The organism is Siphonobacter sp., assembly GCF_048595215.1.
Lineage (GTDB): Bacteria > Bacteroidota > Bacteroidia > Cytophagales > Spirosomataceae > Siphonobacter.
Genome location: NZ_JBMDWJ010000295.1, coordinates 1 through 18,575, shown reverse-complemented (window position 1 = coordinate 18,575; position 18,575 = coordinate 1). Strand labels below are relative to the sequence as shown.

General features: G+C 49.6%; 10 protein-coding genes and 1 pseudogene. 9 read left to right on the top strand and 2 right to left on the bottom strand.

Annotated elements, in window-relative coordinates; all coding sequences use genetic code 11:
- Positions 1-76: 76 nt before the first annotated feature.
- Positions 77-1,912 (bottom strand): ABC transporter ATP-binding protein, encoded by a 1,836-nt coding sequence (locus tag ACOJTG_RS18350; protein WP_420155149.1) that lies wholly within the window; start codon positions 1,910-1,912, stop codon positions 77-79.
- A 115-nt stretch (positions 1,913-2,027) separates the two neighbouring features.
- Between ACOJTG_RS18350 and ACOJTG_RS18345 the strand changes: the two genes are divergently transcribed.
- The 3 genes from ACOJTG_RS18345 (at position 2,028) to ACOJTG_RS18335 (ending at position 7,522) form a co-directional block, all read left to right on the top strand.
- Positions 2,028-2,933 (top strand): NAD(P)/FAD-dependent oxidoreductase, encoded by a 906-nt coding sequence (locus tag ACOJTG_RS18345; RefSeq protein ID WP_420155148.1) that lies wholly within the window; start codon positions 2,028-2,030, stop codon positions 2,931-2,933.
- 103 nt (positions 2,934-3,036) lie between these two features.
- Positions 3,037-4,800 (top strand): gamma-glutamyltransferase, encoded by a 1,764-nt coding sequence (gene ggt, locus ACOJTG_RS18340; RefSeq protein ID WP_420155147.1) that lies wholly within the window; start codon positions 3,037-3,039, stop codon positions 4,798-4,800.
- 175 nt (positions 4,801-4,975) lie between these two features.
- A complete protein-coding gene (locus ACOJTG_RS18335; RefSeq protein ID WP_420155146.1) occupies positions 4,976-7,522 on the top strand; it encodes a TonB-dependent receptor in 2,547 nt (848 codons plus the stop codon).
- 94 nt (positions 7,523-7,616) lie between these two features.
- On the opposite strand, the gene ACOJTG_RS18330 is transcribed toward ACOJTG_RS18335, so the two are convergent.
- Entirely contained in the window at positions 7,617-8,339 is a 723-nt protein-coding gene (locus ACOJTG_RS18330; protein WP_420155145.1) for an RluA family pseudouridine synthase, read from the bottom strand.
- A 149-nt stretch (positions 8,340-8,488) separates the two neighbouring features.
- On the opposite strand from ACOJTG_RS18330, the gene ACOJTG_RS18325 reads away from it, so the two are divergent.
- The 6 genes and pseudogenes from ACOJTG_RS18325 to ACOJTG_RS18300 all read left to right on the top strand — a co-directional run.
- Positions 8,489-9,463 (top strand): AAA family ATPase, encoded by a 975-nt coding sequence (locus ACOJTG_RS18325; protein WP_420155144.1) that lies wholly within the window; start codon positions 8,489-8,491, stop codon positions 9,461-9,463.
- Between the two features lie 117 nt (positions 9,464-9,580).
- The gene (locus ACOJTG_RS18320) at positions 9,581-15,052 is read left to right on the top strand and encodes an alpha-2-macroglobulin family protein (protein WP_420155143.1); all 5,472 of its coding nucleotides are present in this window, start codon (positions 9,581-9,583) and stop codon (positions 15,050-15,052) included.
- Positions 15,053-15,424: 372 nt separating this feature from the next.
- Positions 15,425-16,117, top strand: coding sequence for a hypothetical protein (locus tag ACOJTG_RS18315; protein ID WP_420155142.1), 693 nt, complete (start codon positions 15,425-15,427; stop codon positions 16,115-16,117).
- Positions 16,118-16,394: 277 nt separating this feature from the next.
- Complete coding sequence (locus ACOJTG_RS18310) at positions 16,395-17,021, top strand: hypothetical protein (protein ID WP_420155141.1); 627 nt, start codon at positions 16,395-16,397, stop codon at positions 17,019-17,021.
- Positions 17,022-17,306: 285 nt separating this feature from the next.
- A complete protein-coding gene (locus ACOJTG_RS18305) occupies positions 17,307-17,990 on the top strand; it encodes a response regulator transcription factor (protein WP_420155140.1) in 684 nt (227 codons plus the stop codon).
- Positions 17,991-18,006: 16 nt separating this feature from the next.
- Positions 18,007-18,575 (top strand): annotated as a pseudogene (locus ACOJTG_RS18300) (two-component sensor histidine kinase); the annotation flags it as partial.

Sequence of the window (18,575 nt, the reverse complement as noted above, 5' to 3'; positions counted from 1 at the left end):
AATAATATTTATATATAATTATAAAAAAGTGGCCCCTATAAATATAGTTCGCGGCACCTCTTTGTTTACAGAATTCTTAGCGGTATCCTTCGGCTTGTAATTCGAACAACTCCGCGTACCGCCCCTGCTGGGCTAGCAGCTCTTTGTGCGTACCCATTTCCAAGACCTTACCGCCTTCCAGCACCAGAATACGATCAGCCATGCGAACAGTACTAAATCGGTGCGAAATCAGTACTGCCGTTTTTCCTTTGGTCAATTCTGCGAAACGCTGGAAAACTTCGTATTCGGCCCGGGCGTCCAGAGCGGAGGTCGGTTCATCCAGAATCAGCAGATCGGCTTCGCGGAGGTACGCCCGAGCCAGGGCTACTTTCTGCCACTGACCGCCCGATAATTCCACCCCGCCCGAAAACCGACGGCCCAGCGGCTGCTCGTAGCCCAGCGGTAAGCCCGCGATCACGGCATCAGCCAGACTGTCTTCAGCGGCTCGTTCCAGAGCCGGTAGATTCTCACGTTCGACAATGTCCCCGACGGCAATATTATCCCCCGCCGAAAACTGAAAGCGTAGGTAATCTTGAAAAATAACGCCGATGTGCGTACGAAGTTCTTCCAGATTGTACGCTTTTAAATCATACCCATCGAGGAGAATACGTCCTTCATCCGGATCGTATAAACGCCCCAGCAGTTTCACTAACGTTGTCTTTCCGGCTCCATTTTCGCCGACTAAAGCCAGTTTTTCCCCGGCCCGCAAATGAAAGCTCAGATTTCGAACCGCCCACTTTTCTGAGTTGGGATACTTGAAACCTACCCCTTCAAAAACAAAGCCTTCGCGAATGGGTACCGGGAACGGTCGGGGCGATACGGGAGATATAATCTGCGGCTGAATTTCGAAGAATTCAAAAAGATCTTTCAGGTATAACGCTCCCTGGGAAATGCTATTGAAGCGTCCCAGGATGCCTTCGAGCAAACTCCGTACTTGCCGGAACGAACCCGCCAGGAATGTCAGATCACCCAGCGTAACGCGACCCTGCACGGTCTGGAAAATCATGTAGCCATACGCGGCGTAATAACCCACCGTACCAATCGCCAGCAGCAAACTGCCCCAGCTCGCCCGCTCGAGAGCGAGCTTCCGGTTTTCGTGGAAGTACTGCTCCGAAAGCGTCCGGTAGCGATTAATCAGAAAGTCAGACAGCCCGAATAGTTTCACCTCCTTTGCGGTATCGTCGCTGGCTCCAAGGTAACGGTAATAATCCAGCTCCCGTCGCTGGGGCGTCCAGCCGTAGAGGAGCGAATAGCTTTTCGCGTTGAAGTGCAATTCTCCCAGAAACGAAGGAATCACGGCGACGAGTAACAACAGTAACAACCAGGGAGCGAAACTGATCAGCCCAATGGCGAGGGAGGCAATCGTCAACAGGTCCTGTACCTGTGCAAAGGTTTGGGAGAGTAGTTGCGTACGCCCTGCCGTTTGTTGCCGAGCACGTTCGAGTTTATCGTAGAAGGTCGCGTTTTCAAACTGAGCCAGATCCAGCGTAGCGGCGTGTTGCATCAGCCGAACGGAGGTTTGATGAGCGTACCAATCCCCCAGTAGACTCTCGCTGAGGTTAATTCCCCGACTCAGAAGATCACTCCCAATTGCCAGTCCAAACTCAATAGCCACGAGCGTCCACAAGTGGGTCAAATCAGAACTGTGGGCGTTCGCTAGCCGTATAACTTCATCGACAATGAGTTTGCCCACGTACAGCGTAGCCGTCGGCACGGTCGAGCGAATCAGTCGTAAAACAAAATTCAGAATCGTCAGGGAAGGACTCGTTTGCCAGATTTGCCGGAAGAAAGCAGGCAGATTTCGCAAAGCCGCAAATCGTTCGCGAAAGGAAGGTTGATGTTCAGGAGTTTCAGTATTACGTTTTCTTGCCATTATACAGGGATAACATCCAAACTTCTCAAAAAAATCCCAGGCCAACCCTGGAGTTCTATCTCTTTCCTAGTACAGCTTTTTTGGCGAACGAGCTAGTCTTTCTAATTCCTTTGACATGACCTTTGATACCATTATTATAGGGGGCAGTTATGCTGGCCTTTCGGCGGCCATGACCCTGGGTCGTTCGCTGCGGAAGGTGCTCATCATTGATAGCGGCGAGCCCTGTAACCGTCAGACCCCACGGGCTCACAATTTCATTACGCACGACGGGCAATCACCCGATCAGATCCGTAGCCTGGCCAAAGAACAAGTCCTGCAGTACGATACCGTTACCTTTCAGGCGGACAAAGCCATTAAAGCTCAAAAATTGGGTAACGGTTTTGAAGTACGAACAGAATCAGGCAATACGTATACGGGTCGAACCGTCCTACTCGCCACGGGTGTTTCGGATCAAATGCGGCCCATTCCCGGCTTTGCGGAATGCTGGGGTACGTCCATCATCCACTGCCCGTATTGCCACGGTTACGAAGTGCGTAATTCACCCATCGGCATTTTAAGCAACAGCGGCGTAACGTATGACTTTGTCCGGTTACTGAGTAACTGGTCAAAAGACCTGCACGTCTTCACGGATGGTCCCTGCGAATTGCCCGATGATGCTTGCACCAAGCTCAAAAAGCACGGAATTCCAGTGATTGAAGATGAAATTCAGGAATTCCGGCACGAAGCGGGACAACTGAAATCCATCGTTTTCAAAAATGGACTAACCACGGATTTCCCAACGCTCTTCGTACGAACGCCTTTTAGTTTTGCTACGGACCTGCACGAACAATTAGGCTGTCAGTTGACGGAAGATGGCTACCTCCAGGTAGATGCTTTTCAACGGACTACGGTACCGGGCGTTTTTGCAGCGGGAGACGCGGCCCACGCCTTTCGGGCGGTATCCGTCGCCACGGGCTCGGGAACTACGGCCGGGGCATACATTCACCATGATCTGATGCACGAGGAAGAGCCACTGGCGTAGGAACGAAAGTATCATTACCGACCTGGCTTCACGAGATTTTTAGCGGGTTTCATTCCTTTTTACGCTGGATTCGCTATTTTCCAGATTATAAACCTTGTTCCCGATGCGATATCTTTCCCTGGCCTTTCTCTCCCTGCTCCTATTGACGGTTGCCTGCCGAAAAAGCACGCCGAAAATCAGTAAAGGAGCCTATGAATTCATTACGGACGATCCCAACGCCCAGCCTATCGTCTACACCAAAAAGGGCGTTTTTGAAAAGCACGTCATGGTGGCGGCGGCTCACCCGGAAGCCTCGCGGGTAGGTGCGGCAATTATGAAAAAAGGGGGTAACGCGGTCGATGCGGCCGTGGGTACGTTTTTCGCTCTAGCGGTGGCCTTTCCATGGGCTGGAAACCTCGGAGGCGGTGGCTTTATGGTGTTTCGGGCAAAAGACGGACAGAGTTACTCACTGGATTTTCGGGAGAAAGCTCCCGCCGCCGCTTACCGGGATATGTACCTGGATTCGCTCGGTAATGTTATTCCCAACATGGCCTGGTTAGGGCATTCGGCAAGTGGCGTGCCGGGTTCGGTAGATGGCATGGTGGAAGCTCATCGGAAATTCGGTAAACTTCCCTGGAAAGACGTCATTCAACCCGCCATTGAGCTGGCCGAAACAGGCGTTGTTCTCACCGAAAATGAAGCCAAGGGTCTCAACCGCGTACGTTCCGACATCAAAAAGTATAATCCCGGAAAAACCTATTACCTAAAAACCGGAGCCGATACCACCTGGAAAATGGGCGATCTTTTTGTACAGATGGATTTAGGGAAAACCCTCCGTCGCATTCAGGAAAAAGGCCGGGCGGGTTTTTACGAGGGTGAAACGGCCCGCCTGCTGATTCAGGAAATGGCCGTAGCGAAAGCTCCCATCGTTCAGAAAGACCTTGATGCATATCATTCCGCCTGGCGAACGCCCATTACGGGTACGTATCGGGGACACAAAGTCATTTCCATGCCGCCCACCTCTTCGGGCGGTATTGCACTAGTACAATTACTGAAAATGGTGGAACCTTTTCCCCTGAAACGTTGGGGCTGGCACGCTGACTCGACCACCCAGGTGATGATTGAAGCGGAACGTCGCGTATACGCTGACCGGGCCAAATGGCTCGGTGACCCGGATTTCTTCAAAGTACCGGTTAACGAATTACTCGACTCCGCTTACTTACAAAAACGCTGGAGCGATTTCAACTGGGCGAAAGCCAGCGATTCGCAGGCTATTGCGGGTGGAGCCATTCCCGGCTACGAAAGTAACGAAACAACGCATTTTTCCGTCGTTGATCCGGAAGGCAATGCGGTATCCATCACGACTACCATTAACAATGGCTATGGCAGTCGGGTCGTAGTGGGCGGAGCGGGTTTTCTGATGAATGATGAGATGGAAGACTTCGCCGTAAAACCGGGCGTACCGAACGTATTCGGCTTGGTAGGTTCCGAAGCCAATTCCGTACAGCCGGGCAAACGGATGCTCTCCAGTATGACCCCAACGATTGTGGAAAAAGACGGCAAATTGTTTATGGTCGTGGGTACGCCCGGTGGCTCTACCATCATCACCAGTGTTTTTCAGACCATCCTGAATGTAATCGATCACGGGATGAGTATGCAGGAGGCGGTCAACGCCCTCAAGTTTCACCACCAGTGGCTGCCCGATCGTACTACTTTTGAACGGGGAGCTTTTTCAGAAAAGGTATTAAACACTTTGAAAGCGAAAGGCTACGCCATTGAACCGCAAACCGGCACCCTGGGCCGCATGGACTGTATCCTGGTCCTACCCGATGGACGACTGGAAGGCGGTTCCGATCCCCGAGCGGATAATACGAGTATCGGCTGGTAAAGAACATTTTGTAGAGAGCACGTTTTTAACGTGCTCTTTGCGTGAAAACTTACTTTTAAGCCTTTACCCATGCATTTGAATAAAATTCTCATTACGCTTCTATTGATCTTATACCCTCCCTTTGTAGTAACTACTAACCAAAATTTTGAATTATCTACCTTACTAAGCAAAATCGATGAATCGGTTTTTTATTTTTCTTATCTTTCTTTCCTTTCAGAGCTTTGCTCAGCAAATCACTGTGACGGGTACGGTGACGTCCACTACGGGCGAAACGCTGGCCGGAGCCACGATCCTTGAAAAAAATACCACGAACGGTACGACCGCTAACGCCCAGGGTCAGTATCAGCTAACGGTTTCGGGCCCTAATGCAATAATCGTGGCTTCCTTTGTGGGATACGATCGGCAGGAAAAGCCCTTGAGTGGCAGCACGAACCTGAACTTCACTTTAACGGAAGGCAACTTATTGAATCAGGTAGAAGTGGTAGGCTCCCGGAGTCTGAACCGATCCCCGACGGATACGCCCGCTCCCGTCGACATTATCGATTTGCAAAAAGTTACCTCCCGAACGGGTCAGTTGGATGTAAACCAATTGCTACAGTACGCCGCTCCCTCGTTTAACTCCAACCGCCAGACGGGTTCTGACGGAGCCGACCACGTCGATCCGGCTTCCTTACGCGGCTTAGGTCCTGACCAGACGCTCGTACTCATCAATGGCAAGCGTCGCCACCAGTCTTCGTTAGTAAATTTATTCGGTACCCGGGGACGTGGTAATTCGGGGACGGACCTGAACGCCATCCCGGCCGCCGCGATCGAACGCATTGAAATTTTACGCGACGGAGCCGCGGCTCAGTACGGCTCGGATGCCATTGCGGGGGTGATCAACATCGTTCTGAAATCAACAACGAATGTGCTCGAAGTAAACGCCAACGCCGGAGCCTATCAGGCCAAGTACCGTTTCGACGACCAGAAATTTGACGGTCTGAACTACAACGTCAATGCCAACTACGGCCTAAAAATTGGTAAAGATGGGTTTGTGAACGTCACCGGAGATTACAATTTCCGCGATCATACCAACCGGGCAAATACCAATCCCGAAGATGTGGTGCGGCGACAGTACGGCGACCCGAAAGTACAGAATGCCTCGGTGTACCTGAATGCCAAAATTCCCCTGAGTGAACGGACGCAACTCTATACTTTCGGCGGCCTGAATTACCGCAAAGGCGATGCCTACGCTTGGACCCGTTTCGCGGATGATGATCGCAACGTACCCGCTATTTATCCCGATGGTTTTGATCCCATTATTTCCAGCGAAATCAACGATCGGGCCATTACCGTAGGCGTTCGTCAATTAGTAGGTAAAGCGGAGTTCGACCTATACAATACGTTCGGCTCCAATCGCTTTACGTACTCCGTTCATAACACACTTAATACTTCTTTGGGCCCCAACTCCCCGACTTCGTTCAACGCCGGCGGTTTTCAGTTGAATCAAAACGTAACGGGTCTGAAATTTTCGCGGTATTATAAAACGGTTCTCCAGGGCTTTAATCTGGCGGCCGGAGCGGAATACCGCGTGGAAAATTATCAGATTTTTGCGGGGGAAGAAGCCTCCTACCGGAGTTATGAGGCGGGCCAGGCACCGGGGGCTCAGGGCTTTCCCGGCTTTCAGCCTTCCGATGCAATCAATCGTAACCGTTCGAATATTGGTGCTTACGTCGATCTGGAAGCAGACGTAACGAAGGCTCTGTTACTGGGCATAGCGGGGCGGTATGAACAGTACAGCGATTTTGGTGGAACCTTCAACGGCAAGCTTTCGGCCCGCTACAAACTCACTGATTTTCTGACGCTGCGGGCCACGGCCAGTACGGGATTCCGGGCCCCTTCCCTGCCGCAGATTTACTTTAACTCGACCATTACCAACTTCGTGAACGGACAGCCTGTAGAGGTGCTCATTGCCCGTAACGACAGCCGGGTAACGCAGGCCCTGGGGATTCCGAAACTTAAACAGGAAACCAGTCAGAACCTGAGTGCGGGCATTACGCTGAATCCTACGAACAGTTTGTCCCTCACTGTCGATGGCTATCTCATTAAAATCAAAGATCGGGTGGTGTTAACGGGTGGTTTTGAAGATACGGACGATGTGATTGGCGAAGACCTGAAAGCCCTGGGCGTAGGCCGGGCTCAGTTTTTCACCAACGCCGTTTCAACGACGACCCGTGGACTGGACGTGATCGTAACCCATCGGGCGACACTGGGAGCTGGTAGCCTGACGACCTCGCTGGCGGCAAACTTCAATAAGCTGACGATTGATGCAGTCAATACAACGCCCCGATTGGCTGGCAAACAGGATACCTACTTTGATCTTCGGGAACGCTATTTCGTGATGTACTCCGCTCCGCCGTCGAAGATCAATTTGTCTTTTGACTATACGCTGCGGAAGTTCAATGTCATGTTGCGTTTCGTACGGTTTGGCGAGATCAAACTGGCGAATTGGAATTATGATTTAAACGATCTGGATGTGTACAAACCTAAAGTGACGACCGATTTGACGCTGGGGTACCGGATTACACCGCAGGTCGGTATAGCCATTGGCGGTACGAACCTCTTCAACGTGTATCCGACGCTCCACCAACCCAGCCTGACCGAATCGGGCGGTGCCTGGGACCCGGTACAAATGGGCAGTAACGGCTCTTTCTGGTTTGCCCGGTTGAATCTGAAATTTTAATCTTTTGTACCTTACGAAAAAGGCCTCCGTACGGGAGGCCTTTTTGTATTTATTCGGAACAGTGAGCTTTCGGAACGCTCAGGATTTTTCTCCTTTATCCGTTCTTTTCCAATTGCTTGACCAGTACCTCAAAGTCTTTCGGGTAGGGAGCTTCGATTTTCACTTCTTCGCCGTTCAGCAAATTAAACGTTAGCGAATACGCGTGCAAGGCTACCCGTTTCATGAGCGGTTGTTCGTCGGTATCTTTTTTCAGATTGAATTTCCGCTTGAGCTGTGAAAGATAAACCGGTTTTCCACCGTAGGTTGAATCCGCTACGATGGGGGCTTTCAGACAAGTCAGGTGGATACGGATCTGGTGCATCCGGCCCGTAATGGGCAGACACTCCACGATGGTATACTGACGGTACGCCTTCAATGTAAAGAAAAGAGTTTCGGCCTCTTTGCCCTTCGCCCGGTCAATTTTCACGACGCCGTCGCGGGGCAGAGCCAGAATGGGCAGGTATACCGATTCACCCTGAAAATTATGTACGCCATTCACCACCGCGTGGTAGCGTTTTACCGTTTCGCGATGCTCGAACTGCATCGACAAATGCCGGTATGCTTCCGGATTCTTGGCAATGGCCAGTACACCCGACGTTTCCTTATCGAGCCGGTGACACAACTGGGCGTCGTCGCTATAGGCTTTCGCTAATCGTAAAATACTGAGGGCATTATCCGCCTGCCGTTCGTCGAGCGACGCAATGTAAGGCGGTTTATTGATGACGATGAAATCTTCGTTCTCGAAAATAATTAAATCCTTAAAATCCAGTGGCTTCATGCCGCAAAGATACGCATTTTAAACCGGCTTCACTGGCTTTGGAAAGGAGTTAATGAATGACTTGCGAGCAATTCCACCGCCTTTAATTCAGGCCTTTGCGGTACAAATGCAGATTTTGCCGTATTTTGAGAGCCTGAACGCGTGAATCCATGGATGCCTTTGAATCTCGAATTGACTTAAGTGAATTATACCAAACCGTCGCTGATATTCGCACGGAAGTAGGAAAAGTAATTGTGGGCCAGCACGCCATGATTGATCTGCTGCTAACGGCCCTGTTTGCCGATGGTCACGTACTGATTGAAGGCGTACCCGGTGTAGCCAAAACGCTGACGGCCAAGTTACTGGCTAAAACCATTTCGGTCGGTTTCAATCGGATTCAGTTTACGCCCGATTTGATGCCTTCAGATGTACTGGGCACCTCGGTATTCAACCCCAAAGTTTCCGAGTTCGAGTTTAAACCCGGTCCGATTTTCTCGAATATCGTGTTGATTGACGAAATCAACCGGGCTCCGGCCAAAACGCAATCGGCTTTGTTTGAGGTCATGGAAGAACGGCAGGTCACCAACGCCGGACAAACCTACCCAATGTCGGCTCCTTTTCTGGTGCTGGCGACGCAAAACCCCATTGAGCAGGAAGGTACCTATCGACTGCCCGAAGCCCAGCTGGATCGTTTTCTTTTCAAGATCATCGTGCAGTATCCCACGCTGGATCAGGAAACGGAAATCCTGCGTGGTCACCATGAACGCCGCTCCAATACGGATGCTGTAGAAGCCATACAAGCCGTTTTATCCCGGCAACAGCTGACGACCCTACGCGAAAAAGTCCGTCAGATTGTGATTGAAGACAAAGTCCTCAGTTACATTGCTCAATTGGTTCACGAAACCCGCACGTCCAAGTTTCTGTACCTGGGAGCTTCGCCCCGGGCATCGGTAGCTCTGCTCAATGCCTCCAAAGCCCTGGCTGCCTTGCGGGGACGGGATTTCGTTACGCCCGAAGACGTACAGGAACTGGCCCTTCCGGTGTTACGGCATCGCCTCATCCTGACGCCCGAAAAAGAAATGGAAGGCACCACGCCCGATGCCATCATCGAGCAGATTCTCAAGAAAGTAGAAGTTCCTCGCTAATACCATTTGCCGTTACCGAACGCATCCGGTAACGGCTTTTTTCTTTCTTTCCAATTTTCCAGGAATCCTTCCGTTATTGGAAGCAGTATCAACACTTCAATCAAATTTTCTTTTGCTATGCGTGGGTTCCGCGTGTTTGGGCTGCTGGCTCTGGCTGTCCTGTTTTCTACCTGTTCAAAGCTCAACGAAGTTGTCGTGCGGGCTACCAATTTTGAAGACGAAATTCAACTGGCTCAGAATCTGGTTTTTACCTTCAATAAGGATCTCGTACCGGAAGCCGAACTGGGTATCTGGCAAAGTACTAAATTCGTTGAATTCGAACCTGCCATTCCGGGTCGTTTCAAGTGGGTGGGGAAAAATGAACTGGTATTTTCGGCGACGTCTTCCTTTCAACCCGCCACCGAATACCAGGCCCGGCTTTCCGACAAAATCCTGACGCAGGCCAAGGACAAATCCCTGGGCGTCTCATCCGATAAACTCACCTTTCATACGCCTTATCTGGAGGTAAAAGAAACGGAAGCGTACTGGACTCGCTCGCGGACGGGCCATCAGGCCGTAGCGAAGTTGAAACTGCATTTCAATTATCCGGTATCGGGCGGTGAAGTGGGTACCAAACTGACCGTCAGCGAAAAGGAACAGAAAGTCGGGTTTAGTATCGGACAGAACGGCGTGGCGAGTACTGTACCGCTTACCTTGTCGGGCGTTCAGGAAGCTAAACCCCTGGATTTGAAGCTGGAATCGGGACTTCCGGTAGCCAATACTACCTTTAAAACCAAAGAAACCACCGAGCTACAAACCACGCTCCCTGATCCGAAAACGCTGGAAATCGTACGCGTAGAAACGGGTTTTGAAAATAATCGCGGTTTTATCAAGGTAATCACCACGCAGGAACTCAATCCGGAAAATCTGTCGGCGGCGTATCAGATCATCAGCAGTACCGCTCCCCCCGCTACCGTCGAATATGATACGCTGGGCAATCCGATTCCAGTAAAAACGAAAACGACTTCGCTGCAAACGCAACCCGAATTACTGGAAAACGGTCTGCTCATTCGCGGAGATTTCAACGAAACGGACACCTACACCCTGACCCTCAACAGTCAGCTACGCGGCGTACTCGGGCCTTCGCTGAGCGAAGCATATACCAAGGATCTGTACTTTGGAAGAATGCCCGCCGGCCTGGAATTTGTGCACAAAAAAGCGGTGTACCTGACGTCCAAGGGCCATCGTAACGTGGCAGTCAACATTACGAATATTCCGAAAGTACAGGTACGGATTGCCAAGATTTACGAAAATAATATCCTCAGTTATCTCCGTAACAACCGCTACCGTGATTACCGTTACGACAGTGAGGGCAACGGGTCGGAGCAGGGATACGTCTACTCGGAAGATGGCGGTACGTATTCAGACATTGTCGTAAACAAAACGATTGAAACGGAGGATTTACCCAAAACGGGCGGGGTTTCTCTACTCAACCTGAGTTTGCCCGACCCGACCAATTCCTTTCGGGGCATCTATCTGGTCTCGCTGAATTCCAACGACGAATACTACCACAATGCTACCAAGCTGGTCAGCATCTCGGATATTGGCTTGATTGGTAAACAGTCCGGCGACGAATTTCTGGTCTTCGCCCACTCCATCCGGACGACCGAGCCCCTGAAAAATGTACAGGTAAACCTGGTTTCCTCCAACAACCAGACGCTCCAAACCATTGCTACCGATTCCAAAGGACTGGCCGTATTCAAGGGTTTAAAAGAATCGGATTTTACGACGGCCCTCATTACGGCCCGTAGCGACGATGATTTCAATTACCTGTTTCTGGAAGATACGCAGGTACAAACCAGTCGCTTTGAAGTAGAGGGTAAACGTGATAATGCGTCGGGTTTCGAGGCTTTTCTGTACGGCGACCGAACCATTTATCGACCCGGTGAAACGCTGCATTTCAACGTAGTGGTTCGGAAACAGACCTGGGAAACGCCGGGTGAAATTCCGCTGAAAGTACGCTTACTGATGCCGAACGGAAAAGAGTATCGTACGTTACGACTGACCACCAATGCCGAAGGAGCCGTAGCCCACGACATTCCGCTGGAAACGGCTACGCTGACGGGCACTTATCAACTGGAAGTGCTGAACGCCAACGATGTACTTCTGACTTCACAGGCGATTTCGGTAGAAGAATTCATGCCGGATCGCATCAAGGTAGACGTCCGTACGCCCAAAGAAAGTTACCGTTCCGGCGAAACGGCCCCGGTTACGGCCACGGCTACCAACCTGTTTGGCCCACCCGCCGCCGACCGGAACTACGAAATGGAGTTGCAGGTGAAACGTCAGCTATTCCGACCCAAGGGATACGAAGGTTTCGTTTTCGATATTCCCGATCAGACCAAATTCGACAATCAGGTACGGCAGGGAAAAACCGATGCTACCGGACTCGCCAGCGAACGTTTCGTACTCCCCGCTACCTGGCAGGATATGGGATTGCTCGAAGCACAGACTTTCGTGACTGTGTTTGACGAAACCGGCCGACCCGTAAACCGGCTCCAGCGTTTTACAATTCAGACCCAACCCATTCTGTACGGAATCGGGCTACCGGATACGTACGTCGGTACCAATGCTCCCGTGACCATTCCGCTCGTGGCTTTGAATGCGGCCGGACAGCCCGTAACGGCCACCGGACAGATCGACATTGTGAAACACGAATACCAGACCGTCATTGAAAAGAATACGAATGGTTCGATGAAGTATTCTTCCAAGCGACAATCCAAAGTCGTGTTTACGCGGGAAGTAACTTTTGCCAGAGGCCGGGCTTCGGTCAGTTATGCTCCGGCGACTTCGGGTAAGTACGAAATTCGCCTGCACCGCACGGGTTCCCGCAACTGGACGAGCCAGGAATTTTACGCCTACGGTCGCGGGCAAACCAGCAGTACCGCCTTTGAGGTAAACAACGAAGGACAGGTCGAAATGACGTTCGACAAACCCCGCTACGAAGTCGGTGATAAGGCGAAAGTACTCTTTAAAACGCCTTTTGCGGGGAAACTGCTGGTGACGGTGGAACGAAACCGGGTACTGGAACATCACCTGCTGGATACCGACGAGAAATCGGCCGAACTGCAATTCTCCATCGGGGAAGAACACTTGCCCAACGTGTACGTATCGGCGACGCTTTTCCGACCCATGGACGATGCCGACCTGCCGCTGACGGTGGCTCACGGCTACGCTCCAATAATGGTTGGTCAATCCAACCGGCAGTTGCCCGTAACGATTACGTCCATTGAGCAGTCGCGTTCGAAAACCAAACAAACCATTCGGGTGAAAACTGAAGGTCGTACCCAGGTAACGCTGGCCGTGGTGGACGAAGGCATCCTGCAACTTAAAAACTACAAATCCCCTGATCCTTACGGCTTTTTCTACCAGAAACGAGCCCTGGAAGTGGGCGGATTCGACCTCTACGCCTATCTGCACCCGGAGCTGAGTATTCGTTCGCGTAGCTCGGTGGGGGGCGATGGATTTAGTATGGAAAAACGCATCAATCCGCTGGCCAATGGCCGGGTGAAGCTCGTCGCTCTGTGGAGTGGAATACTGACTACCAACGGCAGTGGTGAGGCGGAATTCTCGGTGGATATTCCGCAGTTCTCGGGCGACTTACGCATCATGGCGGTAGCCTACAAAGACAAAGCTTTTGGCTCGGCTTCTAAAAACATGAAAGTGGCCGATCCGCTGGTGATCAGTACGGCCCTCCCCCGTTTTGCCAGTCCGGACGACGAGCTGACCGTACCCGTCAGCATTACCAACACCACGAAAAAAATGGCTCAGGTAACTGCTACCCTGCAAACGACGGGAGCTTTGCAGAATACCAGTCCCGCTCCGCAATCCATTGCGATTGCTGCCGATCAGGAAGGGCGGGCCGTATTTTCGGTGAAAGCCGCTCAGACCATCGGTACCGGCAAAGTGGTGGTACGCGTGAAAGGCCTGGGCGAAACGTTTAGTGAAGAGATTGACCTGACGGTACGGCCCAGCGTAGGGTTGGTGAAAACGTCCGTTTCGGGCGTGGTGAATGGCGGACAAACGGCCGCCGTTCCCCTGAATGTTGGGGAGCTGGTACCGGGAACTGTTAAAGCCTCGCTACGGGTGAGTCGCTCGCCGCTGGTATCGCTGGCCGGACCTTTGAATCGCCTGTTGCAGTACCCTTACGGCTGTCTGGAGCAGACGGTATCCGTGGCCTTTCCCCAACTGTACCTCGCCGAGCTAGTCAAAACCCTGCAATCGGGACGGAAACCGTACCTGAAGACGGGCATTTCGGATCTTAACCCAACGACCAACGTTACCACAGCCTTACACAAAATTGAGACGTTGCAACTCTTCAACGGCGGTTTCTCGATGTGGCAGGCGGGCCAACGCGAAGACTGGTGGACGACGGCGTACGCGGTTCATTTCATGTTGGAAGCCCAGAAAGCCGGGTACGAAATCAACCCCGCTACCTTGAGTAAAGCTCTGGATTTTCTTAACCAGCAGGTGAGCAAGCAAGCCACTGAAAAGACCGCCCAAACCAACGAAGACGGCAGCGTAACCAACCGAACGCGGGCGAAACGCGAAACGGTTTACAGCCTCTACGTACTCAGTCTGGCCGGGAAACCGAACCGGGCGGTGATGAACTATTACAAGGCGAACCCCGCCCTGCTGACTTCCGAGACGCGGTACCTGCTGGCGGCGGCTTTCGGTACCGTAGGTGACGAAGGCAGTAAAGCCTCCTTACTTCCCGCTAATTTCCGTCCCGAACTACAGGAGCGGGAAACGGGGGGCAGTTTCTCCAGTCCCATCCGGAATCAGGCTCTGGTTCTGAATACACTGCTGGAAACCGACCCGGCCAATGGACAGATTCCAGGTCTGGCCCGGCAACTTTCAGCGGCGGTGAAGCAGGCTCCCTGGCTTTCTACGCAGGAAGAAAGTTTCGCTCTGCTGGCTCTCGGTAAGCTAGCTCGTAAGGCGGCTCAGTCGTCGGTAACGGCCCGCATTTTGAGTAATGGGAAAGTGCTGGAAACGTTCAGTGGCAAAGACCTGCTCCTCAGTAAAGGTCTGGATCAGCCCGCCACGATTGCCACCACGGGTAAAGGTTCGTTGTATTACTTCGCTGAAGCGGAAGGCTTAAGCCGTAGTGGTACCATCGCGGCAACCGATCAGGTGCTGGAAGTACGGAAACAATACCTGGATCGAAACGGTAAACCTCTTTCGGGAGCTTTGCAACAGAATCAGCTGATTGTGGTGAAAGTGACGGTACGCTCGCAAAACGGCTTGCCCGTCGAGAATGTGGTCGTAACCGATATGTTGCCCGCCGGACTGGAAATTGAAAACCCCCGCCTTACGCCCGAACGCGAATTGAGCTGGGTCAAGAATCAATCCGTTCCTGACCATTTCGACTTGCGGGATGACCGAATTCACTATTTCACCAGCGTTTCGGCTCAGCCCAAAACGTTTTATTACCTGGCCCGGGCCGTCTCCAAGGGACGCTTCACGGCAGGCCCCGTCTCTGCCGATGCGATGTACAATGGCGAGTACCGGAGTTATTCGGGGGGTGGGACTGTAGTGGTAGAGTAGGTTTTGGTAAGCGTTTTATTAGTAGTGAAGCTCCCGAAAATTCAGGATTTTCGGGGGCTGTGATTTGCATCGGCTACTGCGGATGCTGGTAGTGATGATACGTTAAATACCAACAACGGCGGGGAGAAACAGGCTAGAAAAATGAATATGCCCCAGCAACTAAAATTTGATTTTGATAGCTATTTCTATGAATGGTTTTCTCACGTAAATTATAAGAAACTCCCTCTTTTCGTTGATAATATTTAGGATAGAATAACTAAGCAATTATAGGAAGTGTATACTTTCTTTCTGATTAGTACATTACCTTTATCCATACGAATTAGCGAATAGCTAGTAACCTGTTGTAACTAGTAGTAACGAGAAAACAGTAAAATGAATAAATACATCATTACCTTACTCATTATTTTCATTAATCTCAATTTACAGGCACAAAGCGTATTATCGATAGGATTAAAAGGTTCATTGGCCAGATTTAATGAAACTACTTTAATTAATAAAGTGGGCGGTTTTTGCGTTGATACTTATAACCGGGGCACGAAACCTATGGTACAAGTGTATGGCAGGTGGCAGGTAAATAAATTTTATTTACAACCTGAATTTCGCTACAGCACCTCCCGTATTTACACGCAATACATTAATGTTGAACGAGAAAACCCACAATGGTCGTATTATGAAGGAATAGGTGGAATCAATCTTGCAGAAGACTTATATCGTTTTGATCTTCCGATAAAAGCTGGCTATTTCATAGCACAGCATTTAAGCATAAATGCTGGAATCATCAATACCTTTTTTTCTTCCAAGCGTAGATCCTTCTATCATCTTGACACTGGGCGATTCCATATTGCTGATAACGTCTTTGATTCGCAGAAGAACTATTCATTAGGAGCAATCATGGGCATCAACCTGCATTTCAAGCGGCTTAACTTAGGGTTAGATTACAATTTCCCCTTTAACTCGATGCACAATCCGGTAAAATTCGAAGGCAAAGCATACTCTTTTGATCGAAAAACGCGTCTGGTAACTTTCTCTGTTGGTTATGATCTTGTTCGAATAGGAAGCAAGTAACGCTCTTATTTCTTAAATCAGCTTTTGTAGCTACAGTAAAATGGGTAATGAATAATTGGGGATGCCACGCTGAAAATTAATCATGGTACACCAGAAGTAATAAAATTTCTCAGAGATTGTTGGTGACGCTACGCTAAACACCAACAACGGCGGGAAGAAGTAATAAAATTTCTAGCTACGAAATATTTTTTTCTGATCAGGTTCTTTCTTCTAATCGGGCCTTTCCCTATTTAATATATGGAACATAAATTAAAGATGCGTATCACTTTGATTCATAATGAAATTACATATTGATTACTATATATTCATTCTAACAGGGTATTTATTTTGTACGGTTTCCTGCACAAGCGAAAAACCATGCGATCAGGATATACACGTAAAAGAAGTATCTTCCTTAGCCCCCTATACAGGATCATATATTAGAATTAATTGTTTTGACAATACGTATAACTCATTAAAAAAGGTAAATGAAATTAGAAAGAATACAGTTAATAAATATAAAGATCCTATATCCTTTGGAACCACGTCGAGGCATGATTTCTTTATGGAAGATGGGGATATGAATGAAATATTCAGAGATATTTTCTATGTCACATACGGATCGGTTTCTGACAGTAATAAATTGAGAGTTAACAATGTAACGTTTATTTATGGTTTTAAAGAATATCTAACCATTAATCCAATTATAACACGCAACAACAAAACAACTACTGTATTATATCAGGAAAGCTTTTGGGCAATCAATAGAACTAATTTGCAAAGATATATTAATAGCGTTTTTAAATTTATTGAGCATATAGATAACAGGAATCATACATTTATACTACGTAATACAAAAAACAATGAAGTTGTAAAAGTCATTTTTAAAGATGATCCTTTGTTTTTTGAATTCGAACTAGAATGATTTCAATTTATAATGATCTTTTGTTAGCGTTTAATGTAGTTACCGTTCTCGACCAGTTTTGGCGTTTAGCGTAGTGTCACCAACTACTACATTCATCGTACTAATTCTTCTACTGATTGGTGTATTGATTTTTACAAAAGCTTTAGTACAAGCGATAGCTATGTTAAGCATCAGTAAGCTCCTCTGTATCTATACGCCCAGCGAACGCTAAGAACTAGTCCTTCCTCCTCTTATTTCCATCTTCCCCCGTCAATCCGTACTTTCGTAGCCTAATCTCCTGCGGAAATGAAAATCCTGATTGTCGAAGATGAGCATGAAGTCGCTTCTTTCATCAAAAGTGGCCTGGAAGATTATGGGCTTGAAGCCGACGTAGCCGAGGATGCTCTAAAAGCCCAGCAACTCTTGAAGGAACAGGAATACGGTACGGTGATTCTGGACGTAAATCTGCCCATTATGAACGGGTTCGAATTGTGCAAGATCATTCGGGATCGCTACGAGAATGTATCCATACTGATGCTTACGGCCTTTGGTACCACCGAAAACGTACTGACGGGCTTCGACGCCGGGGCCGATGATTACCTGGTCAAGCCTTTCGAATTTCGGGAACTGATGGCCCGCCTCCGGGCACTTAACCGTCGTCGACTGGCCGTACCCGCCGAAGCCGTGGTACTGAAGCTGGCCGATCTGGAATACAATCAGAAAAGTAAAACCGTGAAGCGGGATAATCACAAGATTAACCTGACCGCCCGCGAGCTGGCTTTACTGGAATTTTTTATGAAAAATCAGAACCGGGCCTTGTCCCGCAGTGAAATTGCGGAAAAGGTCTGGGACGTAAATTTTGATACGGGTACGAACGTGGTTGATGTATACGTCAATTACCTTCGTAAGAAAATTGACAAGGATTTTTCGCCTAAACTGATCCATACGATCAGCGGCATCGGTTACATTATGCAGGAAGCCGAAGACTAGTTTATCCTCTATCCCTATGAAAATCAGATCCAAACTATCATTAACCTTCCTGTTGATTGTAGCGGCCAATCTGATTTTGTTTTCGTCGGTAGTGTACTTCACTTCCGAGTACTTCCGGCAAAAGGATTTTTACTTACGCCTCAGTGATAAGGCCAAAACGACGGCCCGTCTACTCATTGAAGAGGAAAAAATCGACGCCCAGCTGTTAAAGCTTTTTGAGCGGAATAATCTGACCTCTTTGCCTGAAGAACAGATCATTGTCTATAATTCCAAAAATCAAATTGTTTACGAAAGTGACAACCGGCCCGACCGCCTTGCCGACAAACTTCATCTGCTGGAGCGGGTTCGGCAAAAAGGCGAAGTGTTTGTTCGGTACGGACAGCGGGAAATCGTGGGCTTAACCTATCGCTACGATAGTAAGGAATTCATCATCATTGCCTCGGCCTACGATGAATACGGTCTGACGGAGATGAAGCACTTGCGGGCGATTCTGGGCTTTGGACTCGTATTGGGACTAACACTGGTGGGCATTTCGGGCTGGTTTTTTGCCGGACGTACCCTGCAACCCATCTCCGATGTGGTACG